Source organism: Rhodococcus sp. NPDC055024, assembly GCF_053608585.1.
The window spans coordinates 46,793-63,732 of sequence record NZ_JBSGVT010000014.1; the positions used below are offsets into that span (position 1 = coordinate 46,793).

Below are 16,940 nucleotides of genomic sequence, written 5' to 3' on the forward strand. Positions count from 1 at the left end.
TCCTCGCACCTTCTGCCTGGCTTCCCGCTCTCCGTGTTGTCAACCCGTGACCGTTGTTACGTAGAGTGGTCGGAAACGGCCAAGTCCACTCGGGCGTGGCCGCAGTGATCGATGCAATCGGTTGCGACGCCACGGCGTCGCCAAATCTTGGAGCGTGGCACGTGGGCATGCGGCCCCCCGCAGGTTTACCCTCTCTGTCCAGACGCAGTCGAATCTTGTTGGTGGTGGCTGTCGTTGTGGCGGCCTTGCTGCTCGTGGGGCCGCGACTGATCGGCATGTACACGGACTGGTTGTGGTTCGGCGAAGTCGGCTTCCGTGGTGTGTTCACCAAGGTTCTGCTGACGCGATTCGTTCTCTTCCTCGTTGTCGGAATTGTCGTCGGAGCCATCGTGTGGCTCGCGATGCTTCTCGCGTACCGTGCACGTCCGGTGTTCGTCCCGGTCTCCGGACCCAATGATCCGATCGCGCGCTACCGCACCACCGTCATGTCGCGACTTCGTCTGTTCGGCGTGATCATTCCGGTAGCGATCGGCATCCTGTCCGGTCTCATCGCGCAGGCCAACTGGGTCACCATCCAATTGTTCCTCAACGGTCAGCAGTTCGGCATCACCGATCCCCAGTTCAATCTGGACGTCGGCTTCTACACCTTCGATCTGCCGTTCTACCGTTTCGTTCTGAACTGGTTGTTCGTCTCGATCCTGCTGGCATTCGTGGCAAATCTGATCACCCACTACGTTTTCGGTGGTATCAAATTGGCCGGGCGCGCTGGGACATTCACCACTGCCGCTCGTATTCAACTCGCTGTTATCGCCGGAACCTTCGTGCTCCTCAAGGCGGTTGCGTACTGGTTCGATCGTTACTCGTTGATGTCGAGCAGTCGTAAGGAACCGACGTTCACCGGTCCGGGCTTCACCGACATCAATGCGGTGCTGCCGGCGAAGCTCATTCTGTTGTCCATCGCCGTCATCTGCGCCTTGGCGTTCTTCGCGTCGATCTTCACGCGGGATCTTCGGATACCGGCCATGGCAGTCGCTCTCCTGGTTCTCTCGTCGGTGCTTGTCGGTGCGGTCTACCCGATGATCGTCGAGCAGTTCTCCGTCAAGCCCAATGCGGCGCAGAAGGAGAGCACGTACATCGAGCGGAACATCGAAGCGACTCGTCAGGCGTACGGGATCACCGAAGAGAACGTCGACTACGTCGACTATCCGGGCATCGGCACCAAGCAGCCCCAGGATGTTCCGGCCGACCGGACCACGATCGCGAACACGCGATTGTTGGATCCGACGATCCTGTCGCCGACGTTCACCGCTCAGCGTCAGCTCAAGAACTTCTACGGGTTCCCGCAGACGCTCAACGTCGACCGTTACGAACAAGACGGACAGTTGCGCGACTTCGTTGTCGCCGCGCGTGAGCTGTCGCCGAACAACCTTTCCGGGAACCAGACGGACTGGATCAACAAGCACACGGTCTACACGCATGGCAACGGCTTCGTCGCGGCCCAGGCAAACGAAGTCACGGCCGTGCAGGGCGACAGTCAGAACAACACCGGTGGTTACCCGATCTACTCGGTGAGCGACCTGACGACCACACCCGAGAACGAGAACCTCAAGGTGGACAATCCTCGTTCGTACTACGGCGAGGTGATCAGTCAGTCGGACGCCGATTACTCGATCGTCGGTTCCGTCGACGGTGAGGGACCGCGGGAGTACGACACCGACACCTCGAAGTACACCTACACAGGCTCGGGTGGCGTTTCGATCGGCAACTGGTTCAACCGTCTTGCATTCGCGGCGAAGTACACCGAGCGCAATATCCTGTTCTCGAGTGCAATCGGCTCGAACTCCAAGATCATCTTCAAGCGTGATCCGAAGGAAAGGGTCGAGGAGGTCGCGCCTTGGCTGACGACTGACGGCGCTGCTTACCCCGCAGTGGTCGACGGCAAGATGCAGTGGATTATCGACGGCTACACCACAGCCCAGGACTACCCGTACGCGCAGCGCAGTTCGCTCGACGGTTTGGTCGAGGACAGTATCGACCAGACGACCGGGCGCCTCATTCCGCGCCAGGAGTTCTCCTACATCCGCAACTCCGTGAAGGCCACGGTCGATGCCTACGACGGCACCGTCACGCTGTACCAGGTCGACGAGCAGGATCCGGTTCTGAAGGCGTGGATGGGGGTCTTCCCGGACACGGTCAAGCCGAAGAGCGAAATTTCGGACGACCTGCAGGCGCACTTCCGGTACCCGGAAGACATGTTCAAGGTCCAGCGCGAGATGCTGGCGAAGTACCACGTCGACGATCCGAGTGAGTTCTTCACCAACAACGCGTTCTGGTCGGTTCCGAGCGATCCGACGATCGACACGACCGCCAACCAGCCGCCGTACTACGTGCTGGTGGGCGACAAGGACACCGCGAAGGCGGATTTCCGTCTGACCAGTCCGATGGTCGGGTTCAGTCGTGAGTTGCTGTCGGCCTACATTTCGGTGGCGAACGACAAGGAGAACTACGGCAAGTTCACGGTGCTGCAGTTGCCAACCGATACGCAGACTCAGGGTCCACAGCAGGCTCAGTCTGCGATGACGTCGGATTCGCGTGTTGCTTCGGAAGTGTCACTGCTCAAGCAGTCGAACAAGATTCAGTACGGAAACCTGCTGACTCTGCCGATTGCCGAGGGCGGAATCCTCTACGTCGAGCCCTTGTATTCGCAGCGAAACTCGCAGAACGCGTTCCCTCAGTTGGCGCGTGTGCTGGTGAGCTTCAGCGACACCAACGGCATTCGGATCGGTTATGCACCGACCGTCTCCGAGGCGATCAGTCAGATTTGGCCGGGCGCGGGTTCGGCAGCGACGGTCACCCAGCCGGCACCCGATCCGGATACCGGAGCGCAACCGGAAACGCCGACAACTCCGACGGCACCGGCCCCGCCGGCTTCTTCGGACGACGTCACGAAGGCACTCGCCGAGGTCAATTCGGCAATGGCGGCATTGAAGTCGGCGCAACAGAGCGGTGACTTCACCAGCTACGGTGCTGCGCTCGACCGCCTGCAGAAGGCTGTTGACGCGTACCAGGCGCTGCCGAGGTAAGCAGCGTCAGTTCGTGAACAGCAGAAGGCCCACCATCCGTTCGGATGGTGGGCCTTCTTGTGTGCTCAGGTGAAACTGTGCGAGCTGAATCAGCGCAGTGCTGCAACGATCGGTGCGTTGGCATCGGAGAGCTGCTGGAACTGTGCTGCGAAGCCGTACTGGCCGGCTAGGTCACGAGCGGTGTCGTAGGCCTGCTGTGCGGCGGGCTTGAGCTCGGCCGGGATCTCGAGGGCGGGTGCAACTGCGGGTGCCTCGGCGACGGGAGCCGGTGCTGCTGCGGGAGCTTCTTCGACTGCGGGCTCGCTCGCGACGGTCAGACGCTGGCCGCAGACGGGCCATGCGCCGGGGCCCTGGCTCTGCAGGGTGTTCTCGGCGACGCGGATCTGCTCTTCCTTGGAAGCGTTGGCGGGCGAGCCGCTGCCGCCGTTGGCGGTCCAGGTGCTCTGCGAGAACTGCAGGCCGCCGTAGTAGCCGTTGCCGGTGTTGATGTTCCAGTCGCCACCGCTCTCGCACTGTGCGACGCCGTCCCAGTTGTGGGTGGCTGCGGAAGCGGTGCCGGTGCTGATGGTGAGGGGCACTGCGACAAGTGCGCCGGCTACTGCCAATGTGCCGAGTGCACGCTTGCTGATGCTGGTGTACGTCATGTCGGGGTAAATCCTCTCCGCGCTTGCTGACATCGGCGGGCCTGCGGGTCGGCGGTGGTGCTGGCTTTCCCGGGCGCTTGTCTCTCCGTGTCTCTGCCCCTCGAAGGTTTCGGGGGTTCCGATCCCGCGGGGCAGAGTCGAGCAGCGGCGGGTCGGCGTTCGCCCGGTTGATTCGGGCCGGGACCGACCGTACGGGAGCGCTGAACGAGGGTCGATTCGCAAATTTCCGGACCTTCTGGTCTGCTCTCGCCGGCGAACTTCGGTGTTTATGCTGGTAGAGCCTTTCCGATGCGGTTTCGAGGTACGTTCGTTACATGCCTGTTATGTGTCGATGCTCACGGGCATTTTGTGAAGCCAGTCACTCGGATTTGCGACTTTCAGGCGTGTATTTCACTCCAGCGCAGGCGATTTGCGTTCCGTTCATCCGCTCGTGTAACTTTGTCCATGCATCGCGGGGTGGAGCAGCTCGGTAGCTCGCTGGGCTCATAACCCAGAGGTCGCAGGTTCAAATCCTGTCCCCGCTACTAGAAAAGGACCGCCGTACTGAATTCCAGTGCGGCGGTCCTTTTTTGCGTGCGGCCGTCGTAGGGTTGCGACGTGCGATTCTCGAAGGTGCCCCTGTTATCGGTCGTCACCGCTTTTCTGGCGATTGCGGCGTCGGTGCTCTCTGCGAGCAATGCTGCAGCCGGTGGATGGGTCGAGACGGGGAAGCGCGTGGTCTTCATCGTTCCGGGCCAGCAGCTCTACAGCTCAGGTGAAGCCCATCAAGCGCCTTACCGCGCCCTCGACGAGGCACTGCAGGATGCGGGCTACGAGACGCATTTCGTCGATGCACCCGGCAAAACGATTGCCGAAGATGCCGAACTGATCGCCGAGTCGATTCGCACCTACGCTGCTGACGCCGCATACGTCGGCGTAGTCGCGCACAGTGCGGGCGGACTGAGCGCCCGGTATTACGCGAAATTCTTCGGTGGCTCGGACATCGTGGATTCATACGTCGCTATTGGCGCTCCGCAGTACGGCAGCCCCGGTGGCTGCGTGCAGGGCCCCGCCGACGGCTACGACACCTGCATGTTCTCCGAAGTTCTCACCAAGCTCAATGCCGGAGAGGACACTCCTGATCCTGCCTACTATTCGGTGGTGCAGAGCTCGGGCGAGTGGGCGGACGGTCGGCTGGACGGGGGCCAGTGCCGGGTGTACGTCGATGGCGTTCCCGGTTCCGGAACCGGAGCAGACCACCTGACCGAGCTCGAGCACCCCGAGGTGATCTCGGGAGCGATCAGCGCGTTGGAGCGCGACTGTGTCGGCACTTTCGTGGACGAGAACGACGGCGACATCACGTGGCCGGACACGTTGTTCCCGTCCTTCCGGTAGCGCTTCGGGGTCCGTGATTCAGGTCCGCGTTTCAGGGTCTCGGCATCAGACTCGGGTCGTTCGGACGAGTAGCCCGGCTACGTGCGCGCTCGCGGCTGTTCTCGCTCCCAAGGCGTCACCCGATTCGATGGCCGCGACTATACGAGCGTGCTCGGTGACAGCAATCCGGCGATTGAGCTCGAGGCTCCACATGTCCGAACGGTAGAGATGTGACTGCCCATCCAGACGGTGTAGGGCTTCACTGAGTGGGTGATTGCATGCCGTCTCACGAATCAACGTGTGGAACTCGAGGTCCAGCTTCGAATCCCGACGCTGATCCGGCGGGCTCTCGAGAAGTTCGCGTTGCACCTGCACCATCTTGCTGAGCTGCGCCACGGTTTCGTGAGTGGCATTCGCCGTCGCGTTGAACGCTGCGAGACCGTCGAGTACCTCACGCACCTCGAAAACAGCGCGCAGCGACTCCGCGTCCAGCGAATCGACTTTTGCACCCGCATTTCGGGTGTGGACGGCGATGCCCTCGTAGATCAACTGCTGCACGGCCTCGCGGACCGGCGTGCGACTGACATTGAGTTTGCTTGCCAGCGCGGGAACACTCAGTGGTGTCCCCGGCGCCAGCTCTCCCGAAAAGATCAGTTCGCGAAGTGTCTCGTGCACGGACTCGGTGAGCAAAGCTCGTTCGGTGGTGGTCATCTTGTCCTCACTTCGATCCTGCACGATATCGACGGTACCCGGGAGCGCTACCCGGCACCGTCACCCGGCGGCGCGCACCCGGTCAGCGCTGCGACGGTCGACCTCGGGCGCCGTCGTGCCTTTCAGTCCGGCCACCTTGGCCGCGATGTTCTCAGCGATCGTGATCGGCGGGTATCCCACTTCGCCCGGTGCGAGAGTTCCTGGCAGTGCTTCGATGACCGCGTCGTAGTTTCCGTCGAAAAAGAATGCGGCAGAGCGACGTCGGATGATCTGGCCGTCGACGATCGGCGGGTCGACTCGGTGCACTGTCGAGCGCCATCGGTCGTTCGTCCAGCGCGCCATCGCGTCACCGAGGTTGATCAAGAGTGCGCCGTCGGCAGGTTGGACGTCGTGCCACACGCCGTCGGTACTCAGAACTTGTAGGCCCGGAACCTGATCTGCCCACAGGATGGTCAAGATTCCGAAGTCGGTGTGAGCGCCCATTCCCGTCATGTCGCCGGAGATCCGGATCTCGCCCTCGGGAAGTGCGTAGTTGTTCATCTTCATCGCGTCGATCGAGTGGTCGAGCATCGAATCGAAGTACCCGGGCTGCAATCCGAGGGCGTCGGTGAAGGCGCACATCAGGATTCGTGCCAAACTCTGTGCCTGGCGGAAATACTCTTCGATTGCCGGTCGGAAGCCGGGCGCAGCGTCGGGCCAGGTGTTGTCGGCGTAGCTGGCCTCGGGTAGGTCGACGCCCGGATAGTCGCTCACCTCTGTACCGACGACTATCGCTTCGTAGAAGTCGTTCATCTGGTTCGCAGACGCGACGCCCAGGCTCATACTGAGTGATTCCGACTTCGGTGGTGAGTAACCACGGTTCTCGGACGAGGAGCGGCGATAGTCGTTTTTCACCGCAAGTGGGAGAGCAAAGAACTCGTCGAGAGCGTCGGCCAACCCCTCGGTCGCTGATCGTGGAATATTGTGCCCGACAATCTGTATGAAGCCGACGTCCCGGCACGCGCGATCGAGTTGAGCTGCGACCTCAGCACAGGCAGTGCTGTTGGTGGCGTTCGCAAGAGTTGGCTCGCCGCGACGATACGGGCTGATGTCGATGGTGGGGATTTCGAAGGCGGGAAGTTCGAAGGTCATTTAAAGTCCTTGCGGCCGGACGTGTGCCACTTGCCGACGAGCACACGTGAGAGGAATCCAAAGGCAGAGAAGACGAGGACGCCGAACACCGACGCGATCACGATCGCGGCGATCAGGTCCTCGGACTGAAGGCGGCTTCGGTAGACGTCGAGCAGAGTTCCGATCCCGGGTTGTCCTTTGGCGAAGAACATGTCGCCGATGATGGCGCCGACGACAACAAGGCCGGATGCGGTACGGATACCGGTGAGAATGGCCGGCATTGCCGCTCGCAGTTCGAGTTTCACCAGTCGATCCCAACGCGACGCTCGTCCGAGGGTGAAGAGTTCGTGCAATCCGCGATCGACCGACTGCAATCCGAAGTGTGTGTTGGTGATGATCGGGAAGGCTGCGATGAGAACACACACCAGAGTACGAGCGGTCATGCCGTAGCCGAACCAGAGGCCGATGAGGGGCACGATGGCGAGGATGGGAATGACTTGCAGCACAACGGCGTACGGATAGACGATCCGCTCGATCCACTTGGCTTGGCTCATCAACACGCCGGTTCCGACGCCGACTGCCACAGCGACGACGAAGCCGACCAGCGCAACCTGCGCCGTCACGGCGAGGGCTTCGAGCATGGGAGAGAGGTGTTTCCAGTCGAGCAGTGACTTGGTCAGCACCTGACTCGGTGGCGGGAGGAGAAACCGACGTTCAGGGGAGAGGACGAGGTAGCTTACGATCGACCAGGCAGCGACCGCGCCGGCAAGGGAGAGCAGCGGATAGAGGACGAGGGCACCGAGCGCTCTCATTCGCGAGTTCCGTCCGGTCTGTGCCTCTGCTTGTATGGTGGGCGCAGAATCAGAGCGAACCGCGGTCGTGCGTGTGGTGTTGCCTCGCCCAACTGCAAGAACTTCGGTCATCGTAGGCTCCCGTGCAAACTGGCCGAGATATCGGCGACGTATTCGGTGTAGCGGGCGTCGTAGCGCAGTTCCGGGCTACGTGGGTAAGGGAAATCGATGTCGACGATTGAATGTATTCGTCCGGGCCTGGCGGTCATCACAACCACCTTGCTTGCGAGGTACACGGCCTCGGATACCGAGTGCGTGATGAACATCGAGGTGAATCCTTTGTCGGTATACAACCTTTGAAGCTCTACCTGCATCTCCAGGCGGGTCATCTCGTCGAGTGCGCCGAAAGGTTCGTCGAGGAGCATCACAGCAGGTGCGAGCGTGAGGGCGCGAGCCAACGACACACGCATCTTCATTCCGCCGGACAACGCATTGGGCAGTTGCTGTGCAAAGTCCGCAAGGCCTACCGCGCGGATTGCCTCGTCGGCGCGCAACTTTCGCGCTGCTTTGTCGCCGCCACCGAGTTCGGCTGACAATTCGACGTTGGCCTGCACATTCCGCCAGGGGAGGAGAGTCGGCTCCTGGAAGATGAAGCCTACTGATTCGGTGTCGAGGGCAACGGCACCGCTCGTCGGTCGTTCGAGGCCGGCCGCCATGCGCAACAAAGTCGACTTGCCACAGCCGGAGGGTCCGACCACGACGACAAACTCTCCCCGCTCCACGTCCAGATCGATGCCGTCCAGCGCAACTGTGCCGGTGTCGAACTTCTTGACGACGTCGGAAAAGACCATCTGCATCGGCGCGGTGAGTTTGCGAGCGTCGACATCCTGCATCGTGTTCGCGAGTTCCATCTGAGCCTCCGGTTCAATAATGCATGCAAAAGTTCTTCAAGATCTACGACATATCTTGGATTGCATGTATGTCATCGAGATTGCTGAATGTAAATGTGAGGTGACATTGCAGGTAAGGAGAGAATCGTGGCCTGCGTTACCTGATGGAAACAACCAGGCGATTGCATGTAATCCAAGTGCTGCAGAGTGTGCTCATCGGATCACCCTTCTTGGTTCGCCCCCATCCCATTTGTTTTCACGAAGGAGACGCTGTGTATTCGAATCGCAAGGTGTATTCCAATCGCAAGAGTGTGGGAGTGGCCGGCGTGGCACTGGCCATGTGTGCGGCCATCGGATTGACTGCTTGCAGCTCCAGTGAAGCCGAAACGGCCACAGCCGAATCGCTCGAACCCGCCGCCGAGGCTCAGAACCTGGCGGGGCTCTGTCCGGAAAACGTTGTGGTTCAACTTCAATGGCAGCCACAGTCGGACATGGGAGCACTGTTCGAGATGCTGGGTCCCGGGTACTCGGTCGACACCGATGACAAGTCGGTCAGTGGAACTCTCGTTGCGGGAGGGAAGGACACCGGAGTCGACCTGACCTTGCGAGCCGGGGGACCGGCAATCGGGTTCCAGTCCGTGAGCTCCCAGATGTACGTCGACGATTCGATCACCCTCGGACTTGTGCACGGCGATCAGGTGATTGCGGCAGCAGCAAGTCAGCCCGTCGTGGCCGTTACTCCACTGCTCAAATACAGTCCGGCAATCCTCATGTGGGACAAAGAGTCTCATCCGGACTGGACGAGTGTTGCCGATATCGGTAAGTCCGACGCGAGTGTCGTCGTTTCCAAGGAGCAGCTTTTCCCACAGTGGCTCGTGGCAAAGGGACTACTGAAGCAGTCCCAGCTCGACACGAGCTACGACGGAGCTCCCTCGCGATTTGTCGGTGACCCGACGATTGCTCAGCAAGGATTCGCGAATTCGGAACCGTACACGTACGAGAAGGAGACGCCGGCATGGGACAAGCCGGTTTCCTATGACCTGCTGAAAGATTCGGGTTTCGACATCTATGCCTCCAATGTTTCCGTCCGAGCCGACAAGGTCGAGACACTCTCGCCGTGCTTGAGCAAGCTGGTTCCGATTATTCAGCAGGCCACGGCCGACTACATCACCGCGCCGGATGCTGCGAATGCCGCCATTGTCGACGTCGTCTCGCAGGACGTGTCGTTCTCGCCGTACACCGAGGGTGAGGCGGCGTTCAGTGCCCAGCTCCTGAAAGAGAAAGGCCTGATCGCGAATGAGTCGGACGGCTCCGTCGGGACGTTCGACATGACCCGAGTCGCCCATACCGTCGAAGAACTCAAGCCCATCCTGATCGCCGGAGGTGCGGCGATACCGCAGTCACTGACCGCGGAAGAGATCTACACCGACAAGTTCACCGATCCGTCCATCGGAATCCGCTGAAGGAGCTGACAGTAAATGACTTACGACATGACAGAACTCAACCGCGAGACCCGCATGGGTGGACTGGGTACCGAAACGACCGACCGCGAGGTCCGAAGAATCGATCTCGCGGACTTCGAGAACCGGCGCAGCGAGATCGCCGAGGAGTTGTGGTCGGCAGCGACCGACATCGGGTTCTTCCAAATCGTCAATCACGGAATCGATCTGGACCAGGTTCGCGAGGCTTTCGCGGCGGCCGAGGGATTCTTTGCGCTCCCCGCCGAGGTCAAAGCGCAGTATCCGCTCAAGAAGGGTTTCAACTCCGGCTGGGAGAGTATGACGCAGGTGCGTCCGTCCATCGGAACACCTGATCAGAAAGAGTCCTACCAGGTGACCCGCCCGCATATGGAAGATCTGTGGCCCACAGCAGACGAATTAGCCGGGTTCCGCGAGACGATCCTGGACTTCGAAGCCAAGTGCTGGGGCATTGCGATGGCTCTGCTCTCGTGCTTCGCCGAGAAGCTGGGATTCGAACGAGACTTCTTCACCAAGGCGCACGATCCGTCGGTGGAGAGCTACCAGAGCACACTGCGGCTGCTGCATTACTTCCCCCTTGCCGCCGACGCGGATGTCGAAGGGATGTGGCGCGCCGGTGCGCACACCGATTTCGATTGCCTGACATTGCTTTTCCAGCGTGACGGTCAGGGTGGTTTGCAACTGTGCCCGGGCAAGGAGATGGACACCCAGGAATGGACGTCGGTGGTGCCGGCTGAGGAAGCGATCACCTGCAATATCGGCGACATGCTGATGAGATGGAGTGATGATGTCCTGCCGTCGAACTTTCATCGGGTGAAGAGTCCCGGCGTCACCGACTACCGGGGACCTCGCTACAGCCTCGCGTTCTTCGCTCAGGCGAACCGCGACGTGACCATCGAGGGCCCCGCGGGCAAGTACCCTCCGATCACCGCGGAGGACTACATCGACCAGCGAGTACGCGCGAACTTCGCACGTTGATCCGCACCCGTTCCGTCACACACTTTCAGGAGAATTGTCGATGACTACCGCACACCGGAACTCGGCCGACACGATCGTCACGGACGTCACGCTCTACAGCGGCGGCCAATGGCTGAGCGGCCGCGATGTCGTCGTCTCGAACGGCGTTGTCGAATCGATCGAGGTTTCCGCCGGGAGCGCCGGCGCAGGCAGTGTGGACGGATCGGGGGCGTATCTGATCCCGGGGTTCGTCAACACCCATACGCACCTTCAACAGTCACTGATGCGTGGGATCGCCGAAGGGACACCGCTTCTCGAATGGTTGCTCGCGGTCGCGGAAGAGTCCGTCCAGATCACTCCGGAGCGCGCCTACGCGGCCGCCGTCGCAGCATCGTTGGAAGCGTTGCGCAGCGGTACGACCACCCTGGTCGAACACATGTGGCCGCACCCGTCCAGTGAGGTGCACGACGCCGTGATCCGGGCGTTGCGCGACACCGGGATTCGAGCAGTGTTGGGGCGTGGGGCCGCAGACAGGGCGGACCCGACGAGGAAGTGGGGGTTCGATCCACGGCTGATGCAGCCACTCGGAGATGTTCTCGCACATACAGATCAGATGATGCACGACGTGACTGGTTCCCGCGTCGACGTGGCAGTGGCGGTACCGAATCCGCGATCGTTGACCCCGGAGGGGATGTCGGCAGTGCGTGAATTCGCGCAGTCTCGCGACATGACGGTCTCGATCCACCTGCTCGAGACGCAGACCGACAACACGATGTGTACCGAACATGCAGGCGTGAACGCTGTCGACTACCTCGATTCCCACGGATTTCTGTGGGATCGGGTGCTGGCGGTCCATTGCGTGGAACTCGACGACCGTGGCCAGAAAGTGTTGGCGGAGCGCGGCGTCGGAGTGTCGTACAACCCGGTCAGCAACATGCGCCTCGGCAGTGGAATCGCACCGGTCCCGAGCTTCCTCGACGCGGGAATCGCGGTGGGGTTGGGCGTGGACGGTGCGGCCAGCAACGACACCCAGGACATGCTGGAGACGCTGCGCACGGGCGCCTACGTGCAGCGAGCCGCGCGCGGCCGCGCCGACCTGTTCGGCTTCGAAGCCATGATCGACATCGCGTCCGGCGGCGTGAACGCAGCGCTCGGTCTACCCGCCAGGTCCGGCGGAATCTCCGTCGGTGATCTCGCTGACCTCACCATGATTCGATTCGAACGAGACTTCGGGTGCCTCCCGGTACGAGATCCGGGTGCGTCCATTCTCACGACGGGAAGTCGTCAGATCGTCGACACGGTGTTGGTTGCAGGCGAGGTCGTGATTCGTGACGGGCATTCCACTCGCGTCGACGAGGCGGAATTGATCCGGACGCTCAGCGCGTTGTGACTGCGCTCAGTCCTCACTGACCTCCATCTCGATGAGGACGCGGCGCAACAGCTTTCCCGTGGCGTTGCGGGGAAGTTCGTCGATGAAGACGATCTCGCGGGGAACCTTGTAGCGGGCCAGGTTGGACCGAACGTGGTCTTTCAATTCGTCGGAGTTCTGCTCGGCGCCGTGAGCGACGACGACGAAGGCTCGCAGGCGGTGGCCGAAGTCGGCGTCTTCGACTCCGATCACGGCGGCTTCCAGGACGTCCTCGCGGTCGGCGAGGAGGTTCTCGACCTCGAGCGGGTAGACGTTCTCGCCGCCGGAAACGATCATGTCGTCGTCGCGGCCGTCGACGAAGAGGAGGCCGTTGGCGTCGAAGTGTCCGACGTCGCCGGTGGAGAGAAGTCCGTCGATACGTTCCTTGTCCCGCCCGTCGGTGTAGCCCTCGAAGCTCAGTCCGCTCGCGACGAAGATTCGGCCGATCGTGTGGGGAGTGGTAATTCTCTTGTTGTTTTCGTCGAAGAGTTCGACGTGGCACGTCACTGGAGCTCGGCCCGCGGTTCCCGGAGCGATGGTCAGGTCCTCGGGAGTCGCGACCGTGGCCACGGCGACCTCGGTGGATCCGTACAGGTTGTAGAGGACGTATCCGAACGAGGCAGTGACTCGCTTACACAGGTCGGGGGAGAGCGACGAACCTGCCGAAAAGATGATCTTCAGGTTCGACGTGTCGTACTTGGACAGCACCTCGGGGCCGAGGTCGATGATACGAGTGAGCATCGTCGGGACCACTACCAGACTGTCGCACTTGTGTTGCGCGACAAGTTTGATCGTGTTCTCCGGGTCGAACTTTCGATGCATGATCACGGTCTGCCCGAGCGCCAACGCGAGAGCGAACTGCGAGACGCCGGTGCCGTGGAAGGCCGGGGCGGCCATCATCATGGTCTGTCCGCGGCGCAACGGAACGCGGTCGAGGAACTGCGCCGAAGCGAGCGGGGAGGTGTGTCCGCGCGGCGCGCCTTTGGGAGTTCCAGTCGTACCGCTGGTGAGGAGGACGAAGCCACCGTTCTTCTCGGGAGCTTGCACCGAGGACGTGGTGCGTCCGGCGATGGCCTCGTCGAGAGTCGTCGCTGAGGAGCTTTCGGCGGACGCGTCCGTCTCCGGCCACGAGCGATACCGGACGACGTCGCCTGGCAAGGCATCGGCGACGTTCGCGAACTCGTCGTCGTAGACGAAGGCGACAACCTTCTCGCGCGCGGCGACGTCCACGAGTTGGGGTCGAGCGAAGCCCGTGTTCATGAGGACGAGCTTGGTTCCGTTCTTTGCCGCAGCCAGCATGGTCAGCACCAAGCCACGATGGTTGCGGCACATCGCGCCCATGACGGAGTCGGACGTGATGCCGTCCGCCTGCCATGCTCGGACCAACGCGTTGCTCTGACGTTCGAGTTCGGCGTAGGTGATGGGTCCACGTTCGTCGATGATCGCCACCGCGTCGTAGCCGTTCTCGGCGTGCGCGTGAACCGGCCCGGCGAAGGGCCCGTACTTGTCTACCGCTGCAATGGATTTGAGTCCGCGATCGAGGCGGGGGAACGGAACGAGCCCGGCTCGGAACATGACCCCCGCCGCGCCGATGGTGTCAGTGACCTTGGTGACCAATCCGGGCATACGTGAACCTCTTCCGAGCGTCGTTGTAGGACTGATTACACACTAATGCGCAAACACGGCTCGGTGGTGGAATTTCCGGATGGCGACCGAGCACTCCGCCCCGCCATCTCGGAAGGTGGCGGGGCGGAGCATGTGCGATGTCGTATTTCTGGTGACCGACCTACGGAGCCGTCACTTCAGTTCGGCGGACGACTTTCCGAGCAGACGGCGAGCGACGATCAGCTGCTGGATCTGCTGAGTGCCCTCGAAGATGTCGAGAATCTTCGAGTCGCGGCCCCACTTTTCGAGCAACGGGCGCTGCGAGTAGCCGTAAGTGCCGGCCAACTCCACTGCCTTGAGCGTCACGTCGGTGCCGGTGCGGCCGGCCTTCGCCTTGGACATCGACGCTTCCAGCGAGTTCGGCTTCTTGTTGTCGGCCATCCACGCCGCGCGCAGAGACAGCAGGTATGCGGCCTCCCAGTCGGCTTCCAAACGGATGAACTCGGCTGCAGCTGCATGCTGGTTGTAGACCGGTGTGTCGTAGGAGATCTCGACTCCGGCTTCGGTCAGGATGGTGCGCAGTTCTTCGAGAGCTGCGCGTCCGACGCCGACGGCCATGGCCGCAACGAGCGGGCGGGTGTTGTCGAACGTCTGCATGACGCCGGCAAAGCCCTGCTCCACGTTGACCTCCGGGCTGCCGAGGATGTTGTCTGCCGGAATGCGGCAATCCTGGAGTAGGAGGACGGCGGTGTCGGAAGCCTTGATGCCCAGCTTGTGCTCGAGACGAGCGACGCTCAGGCCCGGGGCGTCACGAGGTACGACGAACGACTTGATGGCCGCGCGGCCCTTCGACTTGTCGACCGACGCCCACACGACGATGTGCGTCGAACGCTCACCGGCGGTGACGAAGATCTTCTCGCCGTTGAGGACCCACTCGTCGCCGTCGAGAACAGCGGTGGTGGTGACGGCAGCGGAGTCGGAACCGAAACTCGGTTCGGTGATGGCCATCGAGGCCCACACCTTGCCGAAACGTTCGAGCTGCTCGTCGGTGGACACTGCGGCGATCGCGGCGTTGCCGAGTCCCTGGTAGGGAATCGAGAGCATGAGTCCGACGTCGCCCCAAGATGTTTCGAGCGAGTTGAGAAGCGCGGACATGTTGCCGCCGTTGGCGTTGCCGCCCTTGGCGCTCGCGTCGGAACGTCCGCCGCTGGCACCGCCGATGTCTCCACCGGAATCGGAGAGGCCTTCGACCATGGCGGCCATGGTGTCGAGCTCGACGGGGTACTCGTGCTCGGCCAGATCGTACTTACGTGAAATGGGTCGGAAGATCTGCGCCGCGACCTGATGTGCCTGGTTCGCTGATGCTTTGAGCTTCTTGGGAAGTTCGAGGTTGATCATCGTGGTTCTCCTGGAAGTTCAGCGGCGTCAGATGAGGACGATGCCCTCGGCAACGCCGATGGCACGGAGGTCGCGGTACCAGCGCTCGACCGGGTGTTCCTTGGTGAACCCGTGTCCACCGAGGAGTTGCACACCGTCGAGGCCGATCTGCATGCCCTTCTCGGAAGCCAGCTTCCGGGCCAGAGCGGATTCGCGGGCGAAGGACAAGCCCTGCTCGGCGCGTGAAGCGCCGCGAAGCGTGACCAGACGCAGTCCGTCGAGTTCGATGCCGATGTTGGCGACCATGAAGGCAACCGCCTGGCGGTGGCTGATCGGCTCGCCGAACGCTTCGCGCTCGTTGACGTACGGAATCACGTAGTCGAGAACTGCCTGGCTGGTTCCGACGGCCATGGACGCCCAACCGAGGCGGGCCAGGCGAATCGCGTCGGCGTATTCGGCCTTGCGCTGATCGGCGTCACCGTCACCGAGCAGTGCGGCTTCCGGCACCGCGACGTCGGTGAGGATCAGCCGACCCAGACCGGCGGCGCGCAGACCCATGCTGGGATCTGCCTCGACGACAAGTCCCTTGGTGTCGGACTCGACGATGAAGAAGGACGGCTTGCCGTCGAGTTCTGCGGCGATGACGAAGAGCTCGGATGTGGCCGCTGCCGGCACCAGGCTCTTGACGCCGTTGAGCTTGTAGCCGCTGGGGGAGCGAACTGCCTTGGTCTGCAGGGCAAACGGGTCGAACAGAGCGCGAGGCTCGTTGACCACCACTGCTGCGCCGGGTACCTGCTCGCCGGTGAACGCCGGGAGGTAGGTCTTCTGCTGCGCGTCGGTGCCCCACTGCGTCAGTGCGACTGCAACACCACTGGGTGCGAGGATCGGCAGTGCCAGACCCATGTCTCCGTGCGCAAGTGCCTCGGCAACAAGAGAGTTGGTGACTGCGCCACGATCGGCGGCCGCTCCGTCGAGTTCTTCGGGAACGTTGATCAGCGTGATACCGAGCTCGGCCGCACGCTTGGAGAGATCGGCGGGTGCCTGAGCTGCACCGTCGGCGTCGTAGGCCGCGGGACGCAGAATTTCGGCCGCGAACTCGCGCACGGTCTCGACGATCATCTTCTGATCGTCGTCCGGGGTGAGGTCGAAGTAGTCGGCGTTCTTGCTCGGGTTGTCGGGGAGGCGCTTGGGTGCACCGTTGCCCGAGACCTTCTGGAATCCACGAGTAGCGGCGCCCAGGGTTTTGAAGCCCGTCTTGGTGCCCTCGTAGGTCACACGATCGATGGTCTGACGCAGGTTGAACTTCTCGGCCAGTTCCGAACCGGTGATCTTGGTAAGCACGCGCATGGCTGCGCCCATGGCGTCGCGTTTGATCGGGTTCAGGCCGACGGCGGACGTGTCGCGGGGCGCACCCTTGGCGCCGCCGCGCTGCGCGCCCGATTCGCTGCGCTGAGCGCTCTTGTCGGAGGCAACACTGTCTTGCTTGGTCATGATCACCAGCTGTTTCTCGGTGTTGGGGCGTTGGACGATTCT

General features: G+C 62.0%; 13 protein-coding genes and 1 tRNA gene. 6 read left to right on the forward strand and 8 right to left on the reverse strand.

The window, feature by feature from the left end:
* The first annotated feature begins 167 nt into the window (after positions 1-167).
* Positions 168-3,083 (forward strand): UPF0182 family protein, encoded by a 2,916-nt coding sequence (locus tag ACWF6P_RS25325; protein WP_378449221.1) that lies wholly within the window; start codon positions 168-170, stop codon positions 3,081-3,083.
* Positions 3,084-3,172: 89 nt separating this feature from the next.
* Here the strand turns inward: ACWF6P_RS25325 and ACWF6P_RS25330 are convergent, their stop codons facing one another.
* Positions 3,173-3,727, reverse strand: a complete 555-nt coding sequence (locus ACWF6P_RS25330) for a transglycosylase family protein (RefSeq protein WP_347872101.1) — start codon at positions 3,725-3,727, stop codon at positions 3,173-3,175.
* A 450-nt stretch (positions 3,728-4,177) separates the two neighbouring features.
* Here ACWF6P_RS25330 and ACWF6P_RS25335 point away from each other — a divergent pair.
* Together ACWF6P_RS25335 and ACWF6P_RS25340 are read left to right on the forward strand one after the other, a co-directional pair.
* Positions 4,178-4,251 (forward strand) — tRNA-Met (locus ACWF6P_RS25335).
* Between the two features lie 73 nt (positions 4,252-4,324).
* Complete coding sequence (locus ACWF6P_RS25340; protein WP_452622930.1) at positions 4,325-5,101, forward strand: esterase/lipase family protein; 777 nt, start codon at positions 4,325-4,327, stop codon at positions 5,099-5,101.
* 45 nt (positions 5,102-5,146) lie between these two features.
* Here the strand turns inward: ACWF6P_RS25340 and ACWF6P_RS25345 are convergent, their stop codons facing one another.
* From ACWF6P_RS25345 to ACWF6P_RS25360, 4 genes are read right to left on the reverse strand one after another with little or no spacing between them, the layout of a single operon-like run.
* Positions 5,147-5,791, reverse strand: a complete 645-nt coding sequence (locus ACWF6P_RS25345; RefSeq protein ID WP_452622992.1) for a GntR family transcriptional regulator — start codon at positions 5,789-5,791, stop codon at positions 5,147-5,149.
* A gap of 60 nt (positions 5,792-5,851) precedes the next feature.
* Entirely contained in the window at positions 5,852-6,922 is a 1,071-nt protein-coding gene (locus ACWF6P_RS25350; RefSeq protein ID WP_452622931.1) for an isopenicillin N synthase family dioxygenase, read from the reverse strand.
* Positions 6,919-7,824 carry an ABC transporter permease gene (locus tag ACWF6P_RS25355; protein ID WP_452622932.1) on the reverse strand — a complete coding sequence of 302 codons (906 nt, stop codon included), beginning with the start codon at positions 7,822-7,824 and terminating at the stop codon, positions 6,919-6,921. The genes ACWF6P_RS25350 and ACWF6P_RS25355 overlap by 4 nt, the downstream gene beginning before the upstream one ends.
* Positions 7,821-8,603, reverse strand: coding sequence for an ABC transporter ATP-binding protein (locus tag ACWF6P_RS25360; RefSeq protein WP_452622933.1), 783 nt, complete (start codon positions 8,601-8,603; stop codon positions 7,821-7,823). Before ACWF6P_RS25360 ends, ACWF6P_RS25355 begins: the two co-directional genes overlap by 4 nt.
* A gap of 251 nt (positions 8,604-8,854) precedes the next feature.
* Between ACWF6P_RS25360 and ACWF6P_RS25365 the strand changes: the two genes are divergently transcribed.
* The 3 genes from ACWF6P_RS25365 to ACWF6P_RS25375 are packed head-to-tail and all read left to right on the forward strand — an operon-like array spanning position 8,855 to position 12,407.
* Complete coding sequence (locus ACWF6P_RS25365; protein ID WP_452622934.1) at positions 8,855-10,045, forward strand: nitrate ABC transporter substrate-binding protein; 1,191 nt, start codon at positions 8,855-8,857, stop codon at positions 10,043-10,045.
* A gap of 15 nt (positions 10,046-10,060) precedes the next feature.
* The gene (locus ACWF6P_RS25370) at positions 10,061-11,038 is read left to right on the forward strand and encodes an isopenicillin N synthase family dioxygenase (protein WP_452622935.1); all 978 of its coding nucleotides are present in this window, start codon (positions 10,061-10,063) and stop codon (positions 11,036-11,038) included.
* A 40-nt stretch (positions 11,039-11,078) separates the two neighbouring features.
* Positions 11,079-12,407, forward strand: a complete 1,329-nt coding sequence (locus tag ACWF6P_RS25375; RefSeq protein WP_452622936.1) for an amidohydrolase family protein — start codon at positions 11,079-11,081, stop codon at positions 12,405-12,407.
* A gap of 6 nt (positions 12,408-12,413) precedes the next feature.
* Here ACWF6P_RS25375 and ACWF6P_RS25380 read toward each other — a convergent pair whose 3' ends face one another.
* The 3 genes from ACWF6P_RS25380 to ACWF6P_RS25390 form a co-directional block, all read right to left on the reverse strand.
* The gene (locus ACWF6P_RS25380) at positions 12,414-14,051 is read right to left on the reverse strand and encodes an acyl-CoA synthetase (RefSeq protein ID WP_378635964.1); all 1,638 of its coding nucleotides are present in this window, start codon (positions 14,049-14,051) and stop codon (positions 12,414-12,416) included.
* Between the two features lie 171 nt (positions 14,052-14,222).
* The gene (locus tag ACWF6P_RS25385) at positions 14,223-15,428 is read right to left on the reverse strand and encodes an acyl-CoA dehydrogenase family protein (protein ID WP_378449181.1); all 1,206 of its coding nucleotides are present in this window, start codon (positions 15,426-15,428) and stop codon (positions 14,223-14,225) included.
* A gap of 27 nt (positions 15,429-15,455) precedes the next feature.
* Positions 15,456-16,904, reverse strand: coding sequence for an acyl-CoA dehydrogenase family protein (locus tag ACWF6P_RS25390; RefSeq protein ID WP_452622993.1), 1,449 nt, complete (start codon positions 16,902-16,904; stop codon positions 15,456-15,458).
* Positions 16,905-16,940: the final 36 nt, after the last annotated feature.